The sequence below is a fragment of the Kiloniella laminariae genome, assembly GCF_027214005.1.
In the GTDB taxonomy this organism is placed as follows: domain Bacteria; phylum Pseudomonadota; class Alphaproteobacteria; order Kiloniellales; family Kiloniellaceae; genus Kiloniella; species Kiloniella laminariae_A.
On record NZ_JAPWGY010000007.1, the window covers coordinates 66,426 to 81,411 of the forward strand.

Consider the following 14,986-nt stretch of genomic DNA (forward strand, 5'->3'; position numbering starts at 1 on the left):
GGCGGGGGGACTCTGTACCAATTTGGCTAATTAAAAAGCGGCCTGGACGACAGATTTCGTACAAGAATCACAGGAAGTAATGATGAGCCAGTTTAAAACTATCGACAATTTCGACTTGAGCGGTAAACGGGTTTTGGTTCGAGTAGACTTTAACGTCCCCGTTGTAGATGGAAAGATTTCAGATAACAGCCGGATCGTCCGGGTTATTCCAACCCTGAAAGACCTGAAAGCCAAGGGTGCCAAAATTATCCTTATGGCCCACTTTGGACGTCCGAAAGGCAAAGCAGTTCCTGAGATGACTCTTTTGCCAGTGGTTGCCGGGCTTTCAGAAGCTTTGGGAGGAGAAAAAATCTCCTTTGCCCCAGACTGTATCGGGTCCGAGGCTGCGGCAAAGGTCGAGGCTTTGGGCGAAGGAGAGATCCTGTTGCTGGAAAACCTGCGGTTTCACGCCGGAGAAGAGGCCAATGATCCTGCCTTTGCTGCCGAATTGGCCAAGCTGGGCGATCTATACATCAACGATGCTTTTTCTGCAGCCCACCGCGCGCATGCCTCGACGGAAGCCCTTGCCCGGCTTTTACCGGCAGCGGCAGGCCGTCTGATGCAGATGGAGCTGGAGCATCTTGAACAGGCGTTGGGACACCCCAAGCGCCCGGTAGCGGCCCTGGTTGGGGGGGCGAAGGTTTCGACCAAACTCGATCTTCTTGGAAATCTGGTTGGCAAGGTAGACGTCCTGGTGATCGGTGGTGGAATGGCGAACACCTTCCTCAATGCGCAAGGGATTGCTGTTGGGCGCTCGCTTTGTGAACATGAAATGGCGGATACGGCACGGACCATCCTTGAGGAGGCAGAAAAAAGAGGATGCAAGGTCATCCTGCCTTCGGATGTTGTTGTTGCTACAGGATTGAGCGCAGGGGTTGCGACTTCAGTCGTCGCGGCAACGGCGGTTCCAGAAAACCAAATGATCCTGGATGCAGGCCCTGCCTCTGCCCAGGAGATCGCTGCCGAACTTAAAAACTGTAAAACCCTTGTCTGGAACGGGCCTTTGGGTTGTTTTGAAACAAAACCTTTTGATCAGGCAACGAACCAGGTTGCCCAGGCAGCGGCCGCTTTGACCAAATCTGGTCACCTGCTGACAGTTGCAGGTGGCGGCGATACGGTTTCTGCGCTGATACATGCTGGTGTGGAACAGGATTTTTCCTATATTTCCACAGCGGGTGGCGCTTTCCTCGAATGGCTCGAGGGAAAAACCCTGCCGGGGGTTCAGGTGTTGCAGGACGTTGCCTGAGGCGTCAGCGGTTCGCATAATGGCAAGTGTAAGCTGGGTCCTCTCTAGAGAGGGCCCAGTTTTGCCATTAACACCAGGGCGATTGCTCCAGAGGCAACCCCGATGAGCAGGTTCTTGCGGGTGAGGAAAAAGACTGCGAGCGAGATAACAGTTGCCCCTGCTCGCTGTTCTATCCCCAGCTCAGCGAGAGGCCCGATTGGAAGCAGGATCATACGCGATATCAGTCCGGCAAGCAGGGCATAGGCGACACAGGTGACCCAACGGAACAGAGAGCTGTCCTTGTCTACCTTTCCGGAAACAGCAACGCCAAGTGCCCGCCAGAAATACGTGACTATGGCAGCAGCACCCAACGCGGCAAGGGGCGCAAGGAACTCTGGTGTCAGAAAGCCTGAAGATAGTTCTGTCATTCCGTTTTGACCTTCCTGATCTTTCTTCTGGTCTGTCGCTCAGCTATGTAAAAGGCGATGGTTCCTCCGATCAGGCCAGTAATCAGCAGATTCCAGTCCGGACTCAAGAGGAAGGTAAGGGGGCCTAGAATGGCCCCAAGGATCAAGGCTGTTGGACGGCCTGGTTGGGTGAAATCGGCGACAAAAACCAGCATGAAATAAACCGGATTGAGGAAGACCAGCCCCATGGTGATTTCACCGGGCAGTATTCCCGGCAGGTAATAGCCAACTGCTGTGGACAGCATACAGATGCTCCACAGGGGAATAACAAAGCCGATAAAATAGGGAAACCTCTGTTCCTCGGGCAAGAGAGGGCATTGTCGCATGGCCGCGGCCCAACCGGTAACTGCTATAAAATTACTCATAAAATAATAAGCGATTTTTGGAGTGGTTTTGTTCCTGATATGGGGCATGAGAACAATGGTCATGGGAAGCAAACGGCAGTTGATCAGGGCAACTGCCGCCGCGATGGCAAAAAGGGAGGCATCGACGGCATAGAGTTCCATCGTGGCTATCTGGCCGGGAATGGCCCAATTAATGCCAGAGGATAACAAGGCGTGCCAGATCTCGAGACCAGTTTCACTGACCAGGGCACCAAAACCCATATAGGTACTGCCGAGGATAATGGCCGGAATGCCAAAGGCATCCTTGCAGCCATTAATATAGGCAAGACGCACCGAGCCAAAATCCCGGGGTGGGGAACTTTTCATATCCGGGAGAGACTCCGGGCATAGTTTCAGGGAGATAAAGGCTATCACAGCATAGAGGCTGCAGGGTATTTTCTTGCTGCTATGCGGTAAAAATATTGCGATGCAATATCAAGGGGCGCGTCTCTTTGCCCTTCAGGCCTGATTTCCAGCATCGGCCATAATTCGTGACGCAGGTAACATGCAGGTTACCGTTGTCCCTTTTTCAGGCTGGCTTGTCATGGAAAGTTCGCCCCCATGCAGACGCACAAGGCCGAGAGCAAGGGGCAAACCTAGCCCTGTGCCATCGAACTGTCGGCTGAGCGTACTGTCAATCTGGGAAAAGGGTTCAAAGGCCTTGGGGATATCCGCTTCGGCAATGCCGATCCCTGAATCGGTGACAACAAATTCAAAATTGCCTTCATCATTGATGCCGCCCGAGAGTTCCACAATGCCGCCAGCAGGTGTGAATTTAACTGCGTTGGCGAGAATATTGATGAGAACCTGCTTCAGCTTACGCTGATCGGCATAGAGCATGGGCAATTTCGACGGCAGCGACAGCTTGAGCTTGAGACCGGCATTTTCTGCACGTTCAATCATTAACCGCTGAACCGAGACGGCCAGCTTCAGAGGATCCATGGTGTCTTCGAGCAGTTCAAGTTTGCCTGCTTCGATCTTTGCCACATCAAGGATATCATTGATCACACTGAGAAGATGGCGCGCCGAGAAATGAATGTCGTGGGAATATTCATGATACTGCTTGTTACCAAGCGGACCGAGTAACTGGGAAGACATCATTTCGGAAAATCCGATAATGGCATTCAAAGGCGTGCGCAACTCATGGCTCATGTTTGCCAGAAACTCTGACTTGGCCCGGTTGGCGACTTCCGCTGTTTCCTTGGCAACCTGCAGGGCACTCTGCTGGTGCTGTTGCTCGGTGATATCCCGCGCACTGCCCCGATAACCGGCATACTCCCCGCCGTTCCGGGTGTAAAAAGGCAGGCCGCTAACCAGAAACAGCCGTTCGTCCTTGTTTCTGGTCTCGATTTTTAATTGCTCATCCCGAAAAGGCTTGTGGATACCTCTGCCTCTAGGGTCATCAAAGACCCGTGTTGCTGTAAGGGAGAGTTCCTTGATGTTCTTGCCCAGGAGTTCGCTGGGGTGATAGCCGAGAATTTTCTGCACCTGTGGCGAGACATAGGTAAGGTTGAGCTGACTGTCTGTTTCCCAGGTCCAGTCAGAAACCAGACGTGCCATATCGTTCAGACGGTCGGTAACGGTCGCCAGTGCCTGTTTTATCTGGGTGATTTCATCGTTTGGCCGAAGAACGACTGCCGTCGCACCGGTCGTGTTGGAGCTATGGTCAAGGTGATGGTAGGAAGCGAGATAGTGCGCGGATTTACCGTTCTGTATGATTATGTATTCGTCGGGATCCTGGCCCCCCGCAAGTTTGATGGCCTCGATTTCCCCTGCGGTATAGGGAGGGGAAATTGCATTCTCTAGTAGATTGGTGCGGGCGATTTCGTCGGCGATCTCTTCATAGGCAGCATTGGCAAAGATAATCTGTCCATCGCTGTTGATCACACAGGTAGGTGGCCCGTTGTGAACGATGTCGTTTTTCAGTGCTGAAATGGCTTCGAATGCCCCGCTCAAATTGTGCGGCAGGCCGTTCCCTTTTTTAAGTTGGTCACGGTCTTTCGGCATCTTGACAATGCGACCCCTGCTTCCTCGTGTCATGATGTTGCTTGTGCCCCACCTGTAATTTTTTGCACGTCAGGTGGGGGAGACAGCTTGGATAGAGCATTCTGGTAAGAAGGGTCCATACGCCAGCTATCTGCTATCAGCTTTGCATCATCGACACTAACCTTATCATAGATCAACATGGCACGGGACAAGTCTCTTGGATCCGTTGTCTGCCCTTCCGGGTGGCCCTTGCGGCTGAGGAGAAAGATCGTAGCGAACATCTGCTTGGGAATGCCCATGGCAAGGCAAAGAATGGCAACACCTTCGCCCTTGGTTTCGTACAGTGCCTTGCGAAGACCATCCTGACGGAAACCACTCATCTCACAGAACATAGCCTCGAACAGTTCGATTTCCCCCTGTCGCAGAGACTGAATCAGGGTGGCAGTAGTCAGCTTTTTGTCTTTGTTGAGTTTACGGGCGAGAGTCGTCGCGGGTTTTTCCTGTGGAGCTGTCAGGCGATCCCGATCGATAAGTTTGTGGACACCTGATTGAATCCGGTTGTCGAGATCCTGAATGTCCACAGGGAAATTTCTGAGAATATGGGATCGCAGGGCTGCAGAAACCCACCAGTACATTCTCTCTGCCAGATAAAGAGGAAGATCTCGCCGATTAATCAGGGGTTCCTGAAAGTCATCAATCCGCCTGGACTGCTCGCTCAGGTATTCGAGCGTCAATGTCGTAATCTCTGCGGAATGGTTTTCAAGTAATGTCTTGATGACATCCTTTTGTCCTGTATTGATCAGCGCATCGGAAACCTCTGAACTGATATCCTTGCGCATTGCGATCGAGAGCTGATGCTGATGGGTTCTGGTTTTGATAATGTCGACCAGGTCCTCATCTTCAATAATAGGGCTGTCCATTAAAATGGGGCGCGCGACTTCAATTTCGTCATTGGCAAGCATCAGGATAAGCTCGTGCGGGACCGTGTTGGCTGAGGACAGTTCATCGCTTAATGCCTTGCGAACGAGGATCTCTACATCACTGATCAGCTTGCCCAGGATATCGGTCATAAGGGCTCTTTCCAGTTCGGAAAGGGCTTTTTCTTCGTTTGAAAAGAGGCTGCCAATGGTGCGCGCAAGGGTTTCTCGCCCCTTGACCGAACGGTCCAGAGCCATAGCAAGCAGTTTTTGCAGGTTTTGGTTTTGGTTCTCTGGCAAAGGAACCCCCGCTTTCTTTTCTAACCCCGATTGCGCTACTTGCGCGATTTATGCCTCATCTTAAGGCACTATTTTTATCTATTATCTGAGAGAACAGGCCTAAGGGCAGGGTCTCACAGTAAAAACAATTACACCAAAATTAATAAAGAGAGTCTTAATTTTTTATGACAGGGCCAAGTATGGCAGAAATGATTTCTTCAATATACTAAATATAGAGTTGAAGTTGTCTTCTTATCACTATTTATATGCCTTTCTAAAACCTGGATGGCCTTGTTTGGAAAGATTCAAATCTAATAATTAGAGCGAGAATCGATCTGGAACCTCCATTTAAAGTGTATACTTTTCGGTTTTTTCAGGTGAAAGGATGATCTTTATTGGGAATTAAGTCTTGTTGACTTGGGGCTGATGTGCTCAGGGAGGATGTTAAGTATATTTTTACCACCAGAAGGCACACTAGATTTATGAAAATTCCCACTCGTTCTGATATCAGCATTACACCGGGCACCCCCCGGGAAAATGCAGGAAAATCCTCTGGTGTTGATGGCGGAGTCCATCAAGCTGATCGCTTGCGATCCCTAAAAACACTAAAACCCTTCAAGGGGGATCTCAGGGCGGGCGGTATTGGTGAAATTCTACGGGAACTCTTTGAGGCAGCCCGGATGGCAGCAGAGTCCGGACGGATTATGCCACGGGGTTCATTCCTGAATATTGTCGTGTAGTTTCTTGCATTTCTTTCCGAAGACTTTGTAACCGTGAGTTTGAAGTGTTGTCTACACCGAACTGAGCAGAATGCTGGTTTCGCTATTCAGGATTCCTTCGATCATTCTGACTTCCCGCAAAATCCGGTCAAAATCATGAAGGCTTTGTGCCCTGATTTCAGCAATGAGATCCCAGCTGCCATTTGTTGTGTGCAGGGTGTGGAGTTCTGGAAGGCCTCGGAGTTTCCGAATAACCTGCGTTGTTGAGCGCCCGGCAACCTCAATGGTCATGATCGCCTTGATCAACCCGGGCTGACTATCCTCTCTGACCCGAATTGTGAAGCCGAGGAGAGCACCTGTTTCCAGAAGTCTATCTATACGATTCTGTATTGTTCCTCTGGATACTTTCAAGATCTGCGCAAGTTTCGAAATAGAGGCCCGGCCATCTCTGCGTAATACTGTGATCAACTCTCTGTCCAGATCGTCGAATTTGTACAGGGGGTCTTTTGTATTCATTAAGGATCTTTCTTTAGTCACTGCTAGGGCTCTGCCAATATGTCAATATCAACTGGCATTTTGACGTATTCTCTGCACAAATTTGTATTGTTGTGACATTTAATGCAACAGCCTGTCTGGATAACCTGTGTGCCTCAACCCTAAAAAAGGTGCCTCAGGCATCCAGATTTCACTCAACCAGACAGGCATATAAAATGAAACAGCTATCCCCGGGGCAACAAAACCAGGTTCCCTTTGTCAGCGTAGAACACATGACAAGCATTGTTCTCGCCCAAGGGGTCGAAACATTTTTGTCAGAGTTAACCGATTACATAGAAGAAGATTACAAGCGCTGGATGCTTTTTGACAAAACTCCCCGGGTCGCCTCACATTCGCAAGAAGGGGTTGTGGAGCTGATGCCGACCAGTGATGGGGAAATCTACAGCTTCAAGTATGTGAACGGGCACCCCAAGAACAGTAAAAAGGGGTTGCAAACCGTCACGGCCTTTGGGGCGCTTTCGGATGTTGATAGCGGCTATCCCGTACTTTTATCAGAAATGACAATTCTGACAGCTTTGAGGACAGCGGCGACTTCTGCCCTTGCCGCAAAACATCTGGTACTCGGAGGCGAGGAAAAAAAAGGGTCTTCTCTGACGATGGCGCTGATTGGAAATGGTGCCCAGTCCGAATTCCAGGCGTTGGGATTCAGAGCAATTCTCGGCGTAGAAAAGCTGCGGCTTTACGATATTGATAAGACTGCAACGCGGAAATGTGCAGAAAACCTTGAAAAATTGGGCTTTCAGATTGTCAGTTGTGGTTCTGTGGATGAAGTTGTTCTCGGTGCGGATATTATTACAACCGTGACTGCAGATAAGCAGAACGCAACAATCCTGACGGATAACATGGTTGGTGCAGGCGTTTATATAAATGCGGTTGGGGGAGACTGCCCGGGCAAGACTGAACTGCATCGGGATATTCTTCTACGGGCAGATATTTTTGCGGAGTACCTGCCTCAAACCCGCATAGAAGGTGAAATTCAACAACTGGATCCGGATCATCCGGTCATCGAGCTGTGGGAAATTATCCAGGGTAAATCCGATTGGAAAAAAGGAGGGAAAAATGTGATTCTCTTCGACAGTGTCGGGTTCGCCATCGAAGATTTTTCCGCCTTGCGTTACGTTAAGGATCTGTTGCTCAAGACCGGGCACTATCAATTGCTGGACATGATCGCCGAACCTGAGGACCCCAGAAATCTTTTTGGGATGCTGCAGAACTCTCGCAAGTCTGCGGCTTGATTGCCTGATGCTTTATACTGTCCCGCTGTCAGGGATGATCCGAGGTTCAAGATGAAAAGTCACAGTGTACAGGCGCCATCCGCCGTGGTGTTGATCCGCCCCCATCATTTCTTCCCAAATCCACAAACTGCTGTTGATAACAGCTTTCAGGTGAATGAAGCAGGCTCCAGTCCCCAAGCCGTTGCCCGGGCTGCCTTCCAGGAAGCAAGTGACGTAATCACTACGCTGGAAGCCCGGGGCGTCCGGGTGCATGTTTTTGAAGATGAAACCGACCAGACACCTGACTCTGTCTTTCCCAATAACTGGTTTTCAACGCATCCAGGCGGGCATGTCGCGATCTATCCGATGTTTGCAGCGAACCGGCGAAAAGAACGGCGGTATGATGTCATTGAAATGCTCAAGCAGAAATACAGAGTACAGGAAGTTATTGATTACTCCGGGCTTGAGCCGGATGGCCTCTTTCTGGAGGGCACGGGAGCAATGGTGCTCGATCATATTGAACGAATAGCCTATGCCATCCGCTCTAACCGGACTGATCCAGTGTTGCTTGAACGGTTCTGCACACAGTTCAATTATGAGCCGATGGTTTTTGAAGCGCGGGACCGTAAGGGGGTTGCTGTGTACCACACCAATGTCCTGATGTGCATCGCCACCGATTTTGCCGCGATTTCACTGGCCATGGTGGCAGATACAAAACGAAGAGCTGAAATTGCCCGGCGCCTGGAGGAATCCGGGCGTGAGATTATTGACCTTTCGGAAGAACAGATTGCTCATTTTGCGGGGAATATGATGGAAATCCGTGGCAAGGACGGGCGGATTCTGGCGTTGTCACAGACTACGTATGACGTGTTGGACAGTGCCCAGATTCGAAACATCGAAAACTACATACCCCTGGTTCCCCTGAATATTCCTTCGATCGAAAAAGCCGGGGGATCTGTACGTTGTATGCTGGCAGGTATTCACCTCTCGAGCCGGTGAAGGGCGGGATGAAGTGCTGTTTTGCGCTTTGGGGTTTTAAAAAAGGAACACACAGCAGGGTGTTCCTTTTTTTGTCCGTGAAGAGAGAAGACATGAATTTATAGATTGAAGTGATGTGTTACATCGATTGAAACAATAATATGTCGGTTTTGTCGTATATATATAACATTTCTAGTGAGAATTATTTATTTTTCTCTCTTTTTGTCTGATTTCTGTGGCAAATATTAGTGTAATGTTAAAGGATCGTGCCTAGCGTTCATATTGTCCAGAAGATGATATTCAATCAGGGAGTTACCCGATGCTGTCCAGAGCCCTTACAATCCGTAACAGTCTTTATGCTGTGGCATTGATTTTGACAGGTCTTGTTATTTATCAGGCTGCGACATCAGCGTTGCGGGACTGGCAAGATTACCAGAGTGCGCAGGCAACGCTCGAATCAAACCGGGTTGAAGGACAGTTGATAACTGCTGCAAAATACTGGGCCGAGGAAAGGTCTCTTTCCAACGTGGCCATTGCGGACAGCCAGGTCATTTCCGACGCAGGAAAACAGGCTTTGAAGGCCGCAAGGGAAAAAGCGGATGAGAATTACCTTCTCGCCGTTGAATGGCTGGGTGCCGAGGGAGATTTTGCCAATAAACAAGTTGTACTGGAGGAAGCCCAAACCGCCTTTGCTGCGCTGCAGGAGCTTCGTCCGGGAGTCGATACCTATATTTCTGTGCCCAAATTCCAACGGGATCGTAAAGTTGGAGACGCTGCCGAACCTACGATTACCGGAATGATCATGGCGTCAAAGATTCTACGCGATCGCAGTGCGTTTCGCCCGATCGAATCAGGGGCGGAATTCAACACGATCCAACAGTTGAAGAACAGTGCCTGGGTGATGAGCGAATATGCCAGCCGGGAAAAGGCTGGTATCGCTTATGCTATTTCGAAAAAGGTCAAGTTAAGGGGAACGCGCCTCAAAAACTTTTTTATGGACCGCGGGCGTCTAGAAGTCGCCTGGAGCGAATTTGTTGCCTATGGACATCAGCCTGATGCTCTGCCGGCGATTACAGCGGTCATTACTGAAATGGAGAGCAGCTTTTTCAGTGAGGCGGGGTTTGAGGGCCTGCGGGAGGATGTTTATAAAAAGGGTATTGATGGGGACGACTATCCCGTTGACGAAGCGGGTTGGTCAAAAAGATCAGAAAGCGCGATCAGCTATATCTGGGATCTGGTTGATCTGACCAACGCGAAGTCCGTGGAACTGGCAAACATTGCTGCGGCAGAAAGCTGGAACCGCTTGGTTATTCGGGCGATCATCCTTTCCATTGGTGTGGCGGCTGGCCTGGTTTCCTTCTGGATTGTTGCTGTGCGTGTAATCCTGCCTCTGAAGTTGATTACAGAGTCGATGCAGGAACTTGTTGATGGCAATCTGGATGTTGAGATCACCGGGGCTGACCGACAGGATGAAGTTGCCGATATGGCGAGGGCAGTGCTTGTTTTCCGCGATAATGCCCTGGAGGTCAAACGCCTTGGGCTGGAGCGTGAAGAAACTGAACGGCGCGCTGAAACGGAAAAGCGTCAGGCAATGGTCGAACTGGCAGATCGTTTTGAAAACGAGGTCAAAGGGATTGTCCAGACAGTTTCTGCTGCGGCAACAGAAATGCGCAGCACAGCCGAGAGTATGCAGGTAACAGCAGGGAACACTTCCCAACAGGCTGTGGCTGTTACCTCGGCGTCCGAACACGCCTCTGGCAACGTTCAGACTGTTGCGGCAGCGGCGGAGGAGCTTTCCAGCTCTATCAATGAGATCAGCCGCCAAGTGAGCCAGTCTACCACAATAGCCGGTGATGCGGTCGACCGGGCTGATGATGCAAATCAACAGGTTACAGGGCTGTTGGCAGCTTCGACCAAAATCGGGGAAGTGATCAAGCTGATCTCTGATATTGCAGAGCAAACCAACCTTCTTGCCCTCAATGCGACCATTGAAGCGGCAAGAGCGGGGGATGCGGGCAAGGGCTTTGCCGTGGTGGCCAGCGAGGTCAAGAGTCTGGCGACACAAACGGCAAAAGCCACTGAAGAAATATCGTTGCAGATTACCGGGATTCAAGGGGCCACGGATACGGCTGCTGATGCGATCGGGAAAATTACCGGAACCATCAAGCAGATTAACGAGATCACCGCTTCCGTTGCCGCGGCTGTTGAAGAGCAGGGTGCCGCGACCCAGGAAATCTCCCGGAATGTCCAGGAGGCTGCTGCGGCGACCAGCGAGGTTACTACAACCATTTCGGATGTTACCGGTGGTGTCGAAGAGACCGGTCGTTCTGCTCAAGACGTTCTGGCGGCAGCTTCCGAACTGTCGCAGCAAGCCGAGATGCTGAATGTTCAGGTCGACAATTTCATCCATGAAATCAGGAGCGCTTGACCTGAATAGCCAGGGGCAATGGCCGCTTAAGGCTGATTTGCCCAGGTTTGAATCTCTTGGATAAAACCCCTGACAACAGGCGAGAGGTGGGTCCCCGCGCGGGTGCCCAGTTCAAAAACCGATGTGTAGCCGAAACGGGCGGGGCAGAGGCAACGTAGCAGGCCCTTCTCGACCCAGCGCTGCGCATAGTGATCTGGCAGGTGGCCGAGGAAATGACCGGTCATGATCAGGTAGACCAGCCCCTCCATATGGTACGATGTTGCGTTACAGGTCCCGATGCCCAGGTTTGAGGGGTGGGGGCGTCCAGCTGTATAGCCTCTCTGGGCCTGTCGATGGACGGTTATATCGACTTCGGCAATCGCCTGGTCGTCCGCTTCAAACAGGGGATGACCTTTGCCGCAATAGAGATTCTGATGTTCATCAAACAAGGTGCTGTAGTTTATGCCGGGAAGATGTCTGGGAAAGGCACCGATGATGATGTCCAGTCGTTGTTCAAGGAGTTCACGCTCCAGCTGATTGGGCGATAACACAGTCAAAACGATCTCGATATCTGCTTTGGGTTCCAGAAAGCTCTGCAGGGCTTCTGTCATTGGGGCAGAGGGGTGCGTTATCAGGTTGTCAGCAAAACCCAGGGATAGCCTGCCACTGAGTTCTTTTTTCAAATCAGAGACGACACTTTTGAAGCCGCCAATCTGATGAAACAGGGTTTGAGCGGCCTTGTAGATATTCTCGCCTTCGCTCGTCAGGGAGAACCCGGTACGTCCTCTCTGACAAAGACGCAATCCCAGTCGGGTTTCCAGATCAGATATCTGCGAGCTGATGGTTGAGACGCTGGTATTCAGTTCTGCTTGTGCAGCGGAAAAGCCCCGGCAATCTGCAACGGTGATGAAAACCCTGAGGAGCCGGAGATCAACGGTATCAAGCTGCATGATAGTTAGATTATTACCAAAGTTTATTTTGTTATTTCGTAATTTATAGAAGTGTTGGCGCGAGGGATACTCTTTTCAGCTTTGATTGGGACCAAGCCCCGGGAAAATTCAAATCCGGAAAATACACCCAGAAAAATACAATGAGGAGAGATCTGATGAGCGATACAACCCAGCTGCCACCTGATGGACTGGATATGCCCAGATTTAGCGGCATCGCCACCTTCATGCGCCTGCCACATGTGAGCGATTTTTCAGGGTACGACATTGGGATTATTGGAATTCCGTGGGATGCAGGAGTAACCAATCGCCCGGGAACACGCCATGGCCCCCGACAGTTACGCGATATGTCGAGCCTGATCCGGCGGTATAACGGGGCAACCTGGGTTGCGCCTTTCGACGATTGTCGAATTGCGGATTTCGGGGATGTGAAGATCAACCCGGTTGATATGGAAGTGACCATGGAGCGGGTAAGAGATTTTATCTCGTCTGTACGCAAGGCTGGCGTTATGCCGATGGTGGCAGGGGGGGACCATATGATCAGCCTGCCTGTCTTGCGGGGACTGGTTTCCGGACGCGGCCCTGTCGGAATGGTACACTTTGATGCTCATATGGATGTGAATGATAGCTATTTTGGCGGCAGCAAATTTACGCATGGTACGCCGTTTCGCCGGGCAATCGAAGAAAATCTGCTTGATCCTGAGAGGGTGGTCCAGATCGGCATCCGTGGCTCGCGGTATGACCGTTCAGATGAAGAATATGCCAAGGAAGTCGGTATCAGGGTTATTACAATCGAGGAATATTATGATCTGGGAATAAAACAGGTTATTGCCGAAATACATCGGGTTGTGGGGCAGGGAGAAACCTATGTAACCTTTGATATTGATGCCCTGGATCCCAGCTATGCCCCAGGCACAGGGACGCCGGAGATTGGGGGCTATACACCATTTGATGCGCAGGTCATGATCCGCAGTCTGGGAGATCTGAATCTGATCGGGGCCGATCTGGTGGAAGTTTCCCCGCCCTTTGACCAGTCTGGTGGCACAGCAATTGTTGGTGTTAATCTGATGTTCGAGCTGATCTGTGTACTGTCGCAGGCGCGTTGCAGGCAGAGAAACGGTTAAGCTTACTTGAAAAGAAGGGACAGCTTCTCGAAGTTATTTTGCTTCAAAAGAAAGCTGAAGCTGGGACATGATCATCCGGGTTAATTGCCAGCCCTGGAGGCTGATCCGGCGGGTATCTTCGTTACAGCTGGAGGCAGGATTTGTCCTGGCACTTTCGAAGGCATCATCCATATCCGCGGGGTCAGCCTTATCTGGGTAGCGGTCCAGATAAGTCTGACGCAAAGCCTTATAGCCGACCGAAAGTTGTTCTGCATATTCAGGCAAAAGGTGTTGGCAGAGAATATTGGTGCCAGCAGCATCGGCGACAACCAGCAATCTGTCCTGATTAAACACCAGATCACTTTCACCGGGAGCATAGGTCTGTCCGGTCAGGTCATAGGTTAATTCGCCCGCCTTCAGCAGAGAAAAGCGAATGAAGTCCCCAGATTTCTGGTCACAGGTAAAGGTGTCTCCCTGTGCTACCTGAAGAGCACTGCTTCGGATCATTGGCAAAACAGGTGCATTGGTAAAAATCTGGTTGAGGGTGACCTCCAGTTGATACTGCTGCCAATAATATTCCTGACGATCCTGGGGGGGGAGGAGGTTGCAACGTTCTTCCAGGGCCAGTCCGGTCGCGATTTTCCCGTAGTGCTCTATTACCTCATTCTGATTGAATTTCTTTGTCTCTTCTGCATGGGATTGCATCGTTGTTCCGATGATAAGAACAAGCAAGCCAAGCAGCGTCAGGCAAGCATGGCTGAGCTGAACAGAGAAAGGCTTCAGTGGAGAACGATGAGGAGGCATCGGCTTGTCCTGTTCTGGCTCAGTTATTGTTCAGACCCATGAGGGAGCGAGAAAAATCGCGAGCTGTAAAGGGACGAAGATCTTCGGCGGATTCACCAACGCCGATGGCGTGGACGGGAAGACCGTACTTCTCGGCAAGGGCAACAAGAATTCCGCCTCTGGCAGAACCGTCCAGCTTTGTGACAACAAGGCCGCTAATATCGACAAGTTCCTTGAAGGTGCCGATCTGGGACAGGGCGTTTTGTCCTGTCGTTGCATCAAGCACCAGAACAATGTCGTGGGGCGCTGTGGCATCCAGCTTTCGAATAACCCGAAGAACTTTCTGCAGTTCTGCCATCAGGTCAGATTTGTTGTGCAAGCGCCCGGCAGTATCAATCAGCAGCACGTCAGCCTTTTCAGAGCGGGCACGTTCAATGGCTTCATATGCCAGCCCGGCAGCATCGGCACCTGTTGCTTTTGCAACGACCGGGCAACCGGTTCTTTCTCCCCAAATCTGCAATTGTTCAATCGCAGCGGCGCGGAAGGTATCACCAGCTGCCATCATGACTTTCAGGCCCTGGGATTTATAGTGGCTGGCCAGCTTGCCAATGGTTGTGGTTTTGCCGCTGCCGTTGACGCCGACCATCAAGATAACATGCGGAGCATTTGACCTGTCGGGTTCAAGGGGAAGTGCGACAGGCTCAAGTATCTTTTCAATTTCAGCCGCAAGGCTCTCTCGAACTTCAAGAGGGTCAACGTCCTTGTCGAAGCGTGTCTTTGCCAGGCTGGTGGCCAGTCGTGCCGAGGTGGCAACACCCAGGTCTGAAGTGATCAGAAGCTCTTCGAGTTCTTCGATACTTTCGTCATCGAGTTTTCGCTTGGTAAAAATACTGCCGATGCCATCACCCAGCTTGGACGATGAACGGCTCAGGCCAGCTTTGAGGCGGGAGAACCACCCGGTTTTTTTGGTTTCGTCACTCATAG

At 51.0% G+C, this 14,986-nt stretch carries 14 protein-coding genes; 6 read left to right on the forward strand and 8 right to left on the reverse strand.

Annotated features, from left to right (window positions below; translation table 11 throughout):
- Positions 1-82 precede the first annotated feature (82 nt).
- Positions 83-1,285: a phosphoglycerate kinase gene (locus O4H49_RS16435; RefSeq protein WP_269424532.1), complete on the forward strand. Its 1,203-nt coding sequence runs from the start codon at positions 83-85 to the stop codon at positions 1,283-1,285.
- Between the two features lie 44 nt (positions 1,286-1,329).
- On the opposite strand, the gene O4H49_RS16440 is transcribed toward O4H49_RS16435, so the two are convergent.
- The 4 genes from O4H49_RS16440 to O4H49_RS16455 all read right to left on the reverse strand — a co-directional run bounded on the left by O4H49_RS16440 (position 1,330) and on the right by O4H49_RS16455 (position 5,317).
- Positions 1,330-1,692, reverse strand: coding sequence for an AzlD domain-containing protein (locus tag O4H49_RS16440; RefSeq protein WP_269424533.1), 363 nt, complete (start codon positions 1,690-1,692; stop codon positions 1,330-1,332).
- Entirely contained in the window at positions 1,689-2,441 is a 753-nt protein-coding gene (locus O4H49_RS16445) for an AzlC family ABC transporter permease (protein WP_269424534.1), read from the reverse strand. Before O4H49_RS16445 ends, O4H49_RS16440 begins: the two co-directional genes overlap by 4 nt.
- 132 nt (positions 2,442-2,573) lie before the next feature.
- Entirely contained in the window at positions 2,574-4,121 is a 1,548-nt protein-coding gene (locus O4H49_RS16450) for a PAS domain-containing sensor histidine kinase (protein WP_269424535.1), read from the reverse strand.
- Between the two features lie 29 nt (positions 4,122-4,150).
- On the reverse strand, positions 4,151-5,317 hold the full coding sequence (locus O4H49_RS16455; protein WP_269424536.1) for a DUF2336 domain-containing protein: 1,167 nt from the start codon (positions 5,315-5,317) through the stop codon (positions 4,151-4,153).
- Between the two features lie 461 nt (positions 5,318-5,778).
- Here O4H49_RS16455 and O4H49_RS16460 point away from each other — a divergent pair, with 461 nt between their 5' ends.
- Positions 5,779-6,036, forward strand: a complete 258-nt coding sequence (locus tag O4H49_RS16460; RefSeq protein ID WP_269424537.1) for a hypothetical protein — start codon at positions 5,779-5,781, stop codon at positions 6,034-6,036.
- Between the two features lie 51 nt (positions 6,037-6,087).
- Here the strand turns inward: O4H49_RS16460 and O4H49_RS16465 are convergent, their stop codons facing one another.
- The gene (locus O4H49_RS16465; RefSeq protein ID WP_269424538.1) at positions 6,088-6,531 is read right to left on the reverse strand and encodes an Lrp/AsnC family transcriptional regulator; all 444 of its coding nucleotides are present in this window, start codon (positions 6,529-6,531) and stop codon (positions 6,088-6,090) included.
- Between the two features lie 194 nt (positions 6,532-6,725).
- Here O4H49_RS16465 and O4H49_RS16470 point away from each other — a divergent pair, with 194 nt between their 5' ends.
- From O4H49_RS16470 to O4H49_RS16480, 3 genes are all read left to right on the forward strand, one after another.
- Entirely contained in the window at positions 6,726-7,805 is a 1,080-nt protein-coding gene (locus tag O4H49_RS16470; RefSeq protein WP_269424539.1) for an ornithine cyclodeaminase, read from the forward strand.
- Positions 7,806-7,856: 51 nt separating this feature from the next.
- Entirely contained in the window at positions 7,857-8,783 is a 927-nt protein-coding gene (gene ctlX / locus O4H49_RS16475; RefSeq protein WP_269424540.1) for a citrulline utilization hydrolase CtlX, read from the forward strand.
- A gap of 298 nt (positions 8,784-9,081) precedes the next feature.
- On the forward strand, positions 9,082-11,190 hold the full coding sequence (locus tag O4H49_RS16480; protein WP_269424541.1) for a methyl-accepting chemotaxis protein: 2,109 nt from the start codon (positions 9,082-9,084) through the stop codon (positions 11,188-11,190).
- 26 nt (positions 11,191-11,216) lie between these two features.
- On the opposite strand, the gene O4H49_RS16485 is transcribed toward O4H49_RS16480, so the two are convergent.
- Positions 11,217-12,119, reverse strand: a complete 903-nt coding sequence (locus O4H49_RS16485) for a LysR family transcriptional regulator (protein WP_269424542.1) — start codon at positions 12,117-12,119, stop codon at positions 11,217-11,219.
- A 155-nt stretch (positions 12,120-12,274) separates the two neighbouring features.
- On the opposite strand from O4H49_RS16485, the gene speB reads away from it, so the two are divergent.
- Positions 12,275-13,240: an agmatinase gene (gene speB / locus O4H49_RS16490; RefSeq protein WP_269424543.1), complete on the forward strand. Its 966-nt coding sequence runs from the start codon at positions 12,275-12,277 to the stop codon at positions 13,238-13,240.
- Between the two features lie 33 nt (positions 13,241-13,273).
- Here the strand turns inward: speB and O4H49_RS16495 are convergent, their stop codons facing one another.
- Both O4H49_RS16495 and ftsY read right to left on the reverse strand, forming a co-directional pair.
- Complete coding sequence (locus tag O4H49_RS16495; RefSeq protein WP_269424544.1) at positions 13,274-14,023, reverse strand: hypothetical protein; 750 nt, start codon at positions 14,021-14,023, stop codon at positions 13,274-13,276.
- 19 nt (positions 14,024-14,042) lie between these two features.
- Positions 14,043-14,984, reverse strand: coding sequence for a signal recognition particle-docking protein FtsY (gene ftsY / locus O4H49_RS16500; RefSeq protein WP_269424545.1), 942 nt, complete (start codon positions 14,982-14,984; stop codon positions 14,043-14,045).
- Between the last annotated feature and the right edge of the window lie 2 nt (positions 14,985-14,986).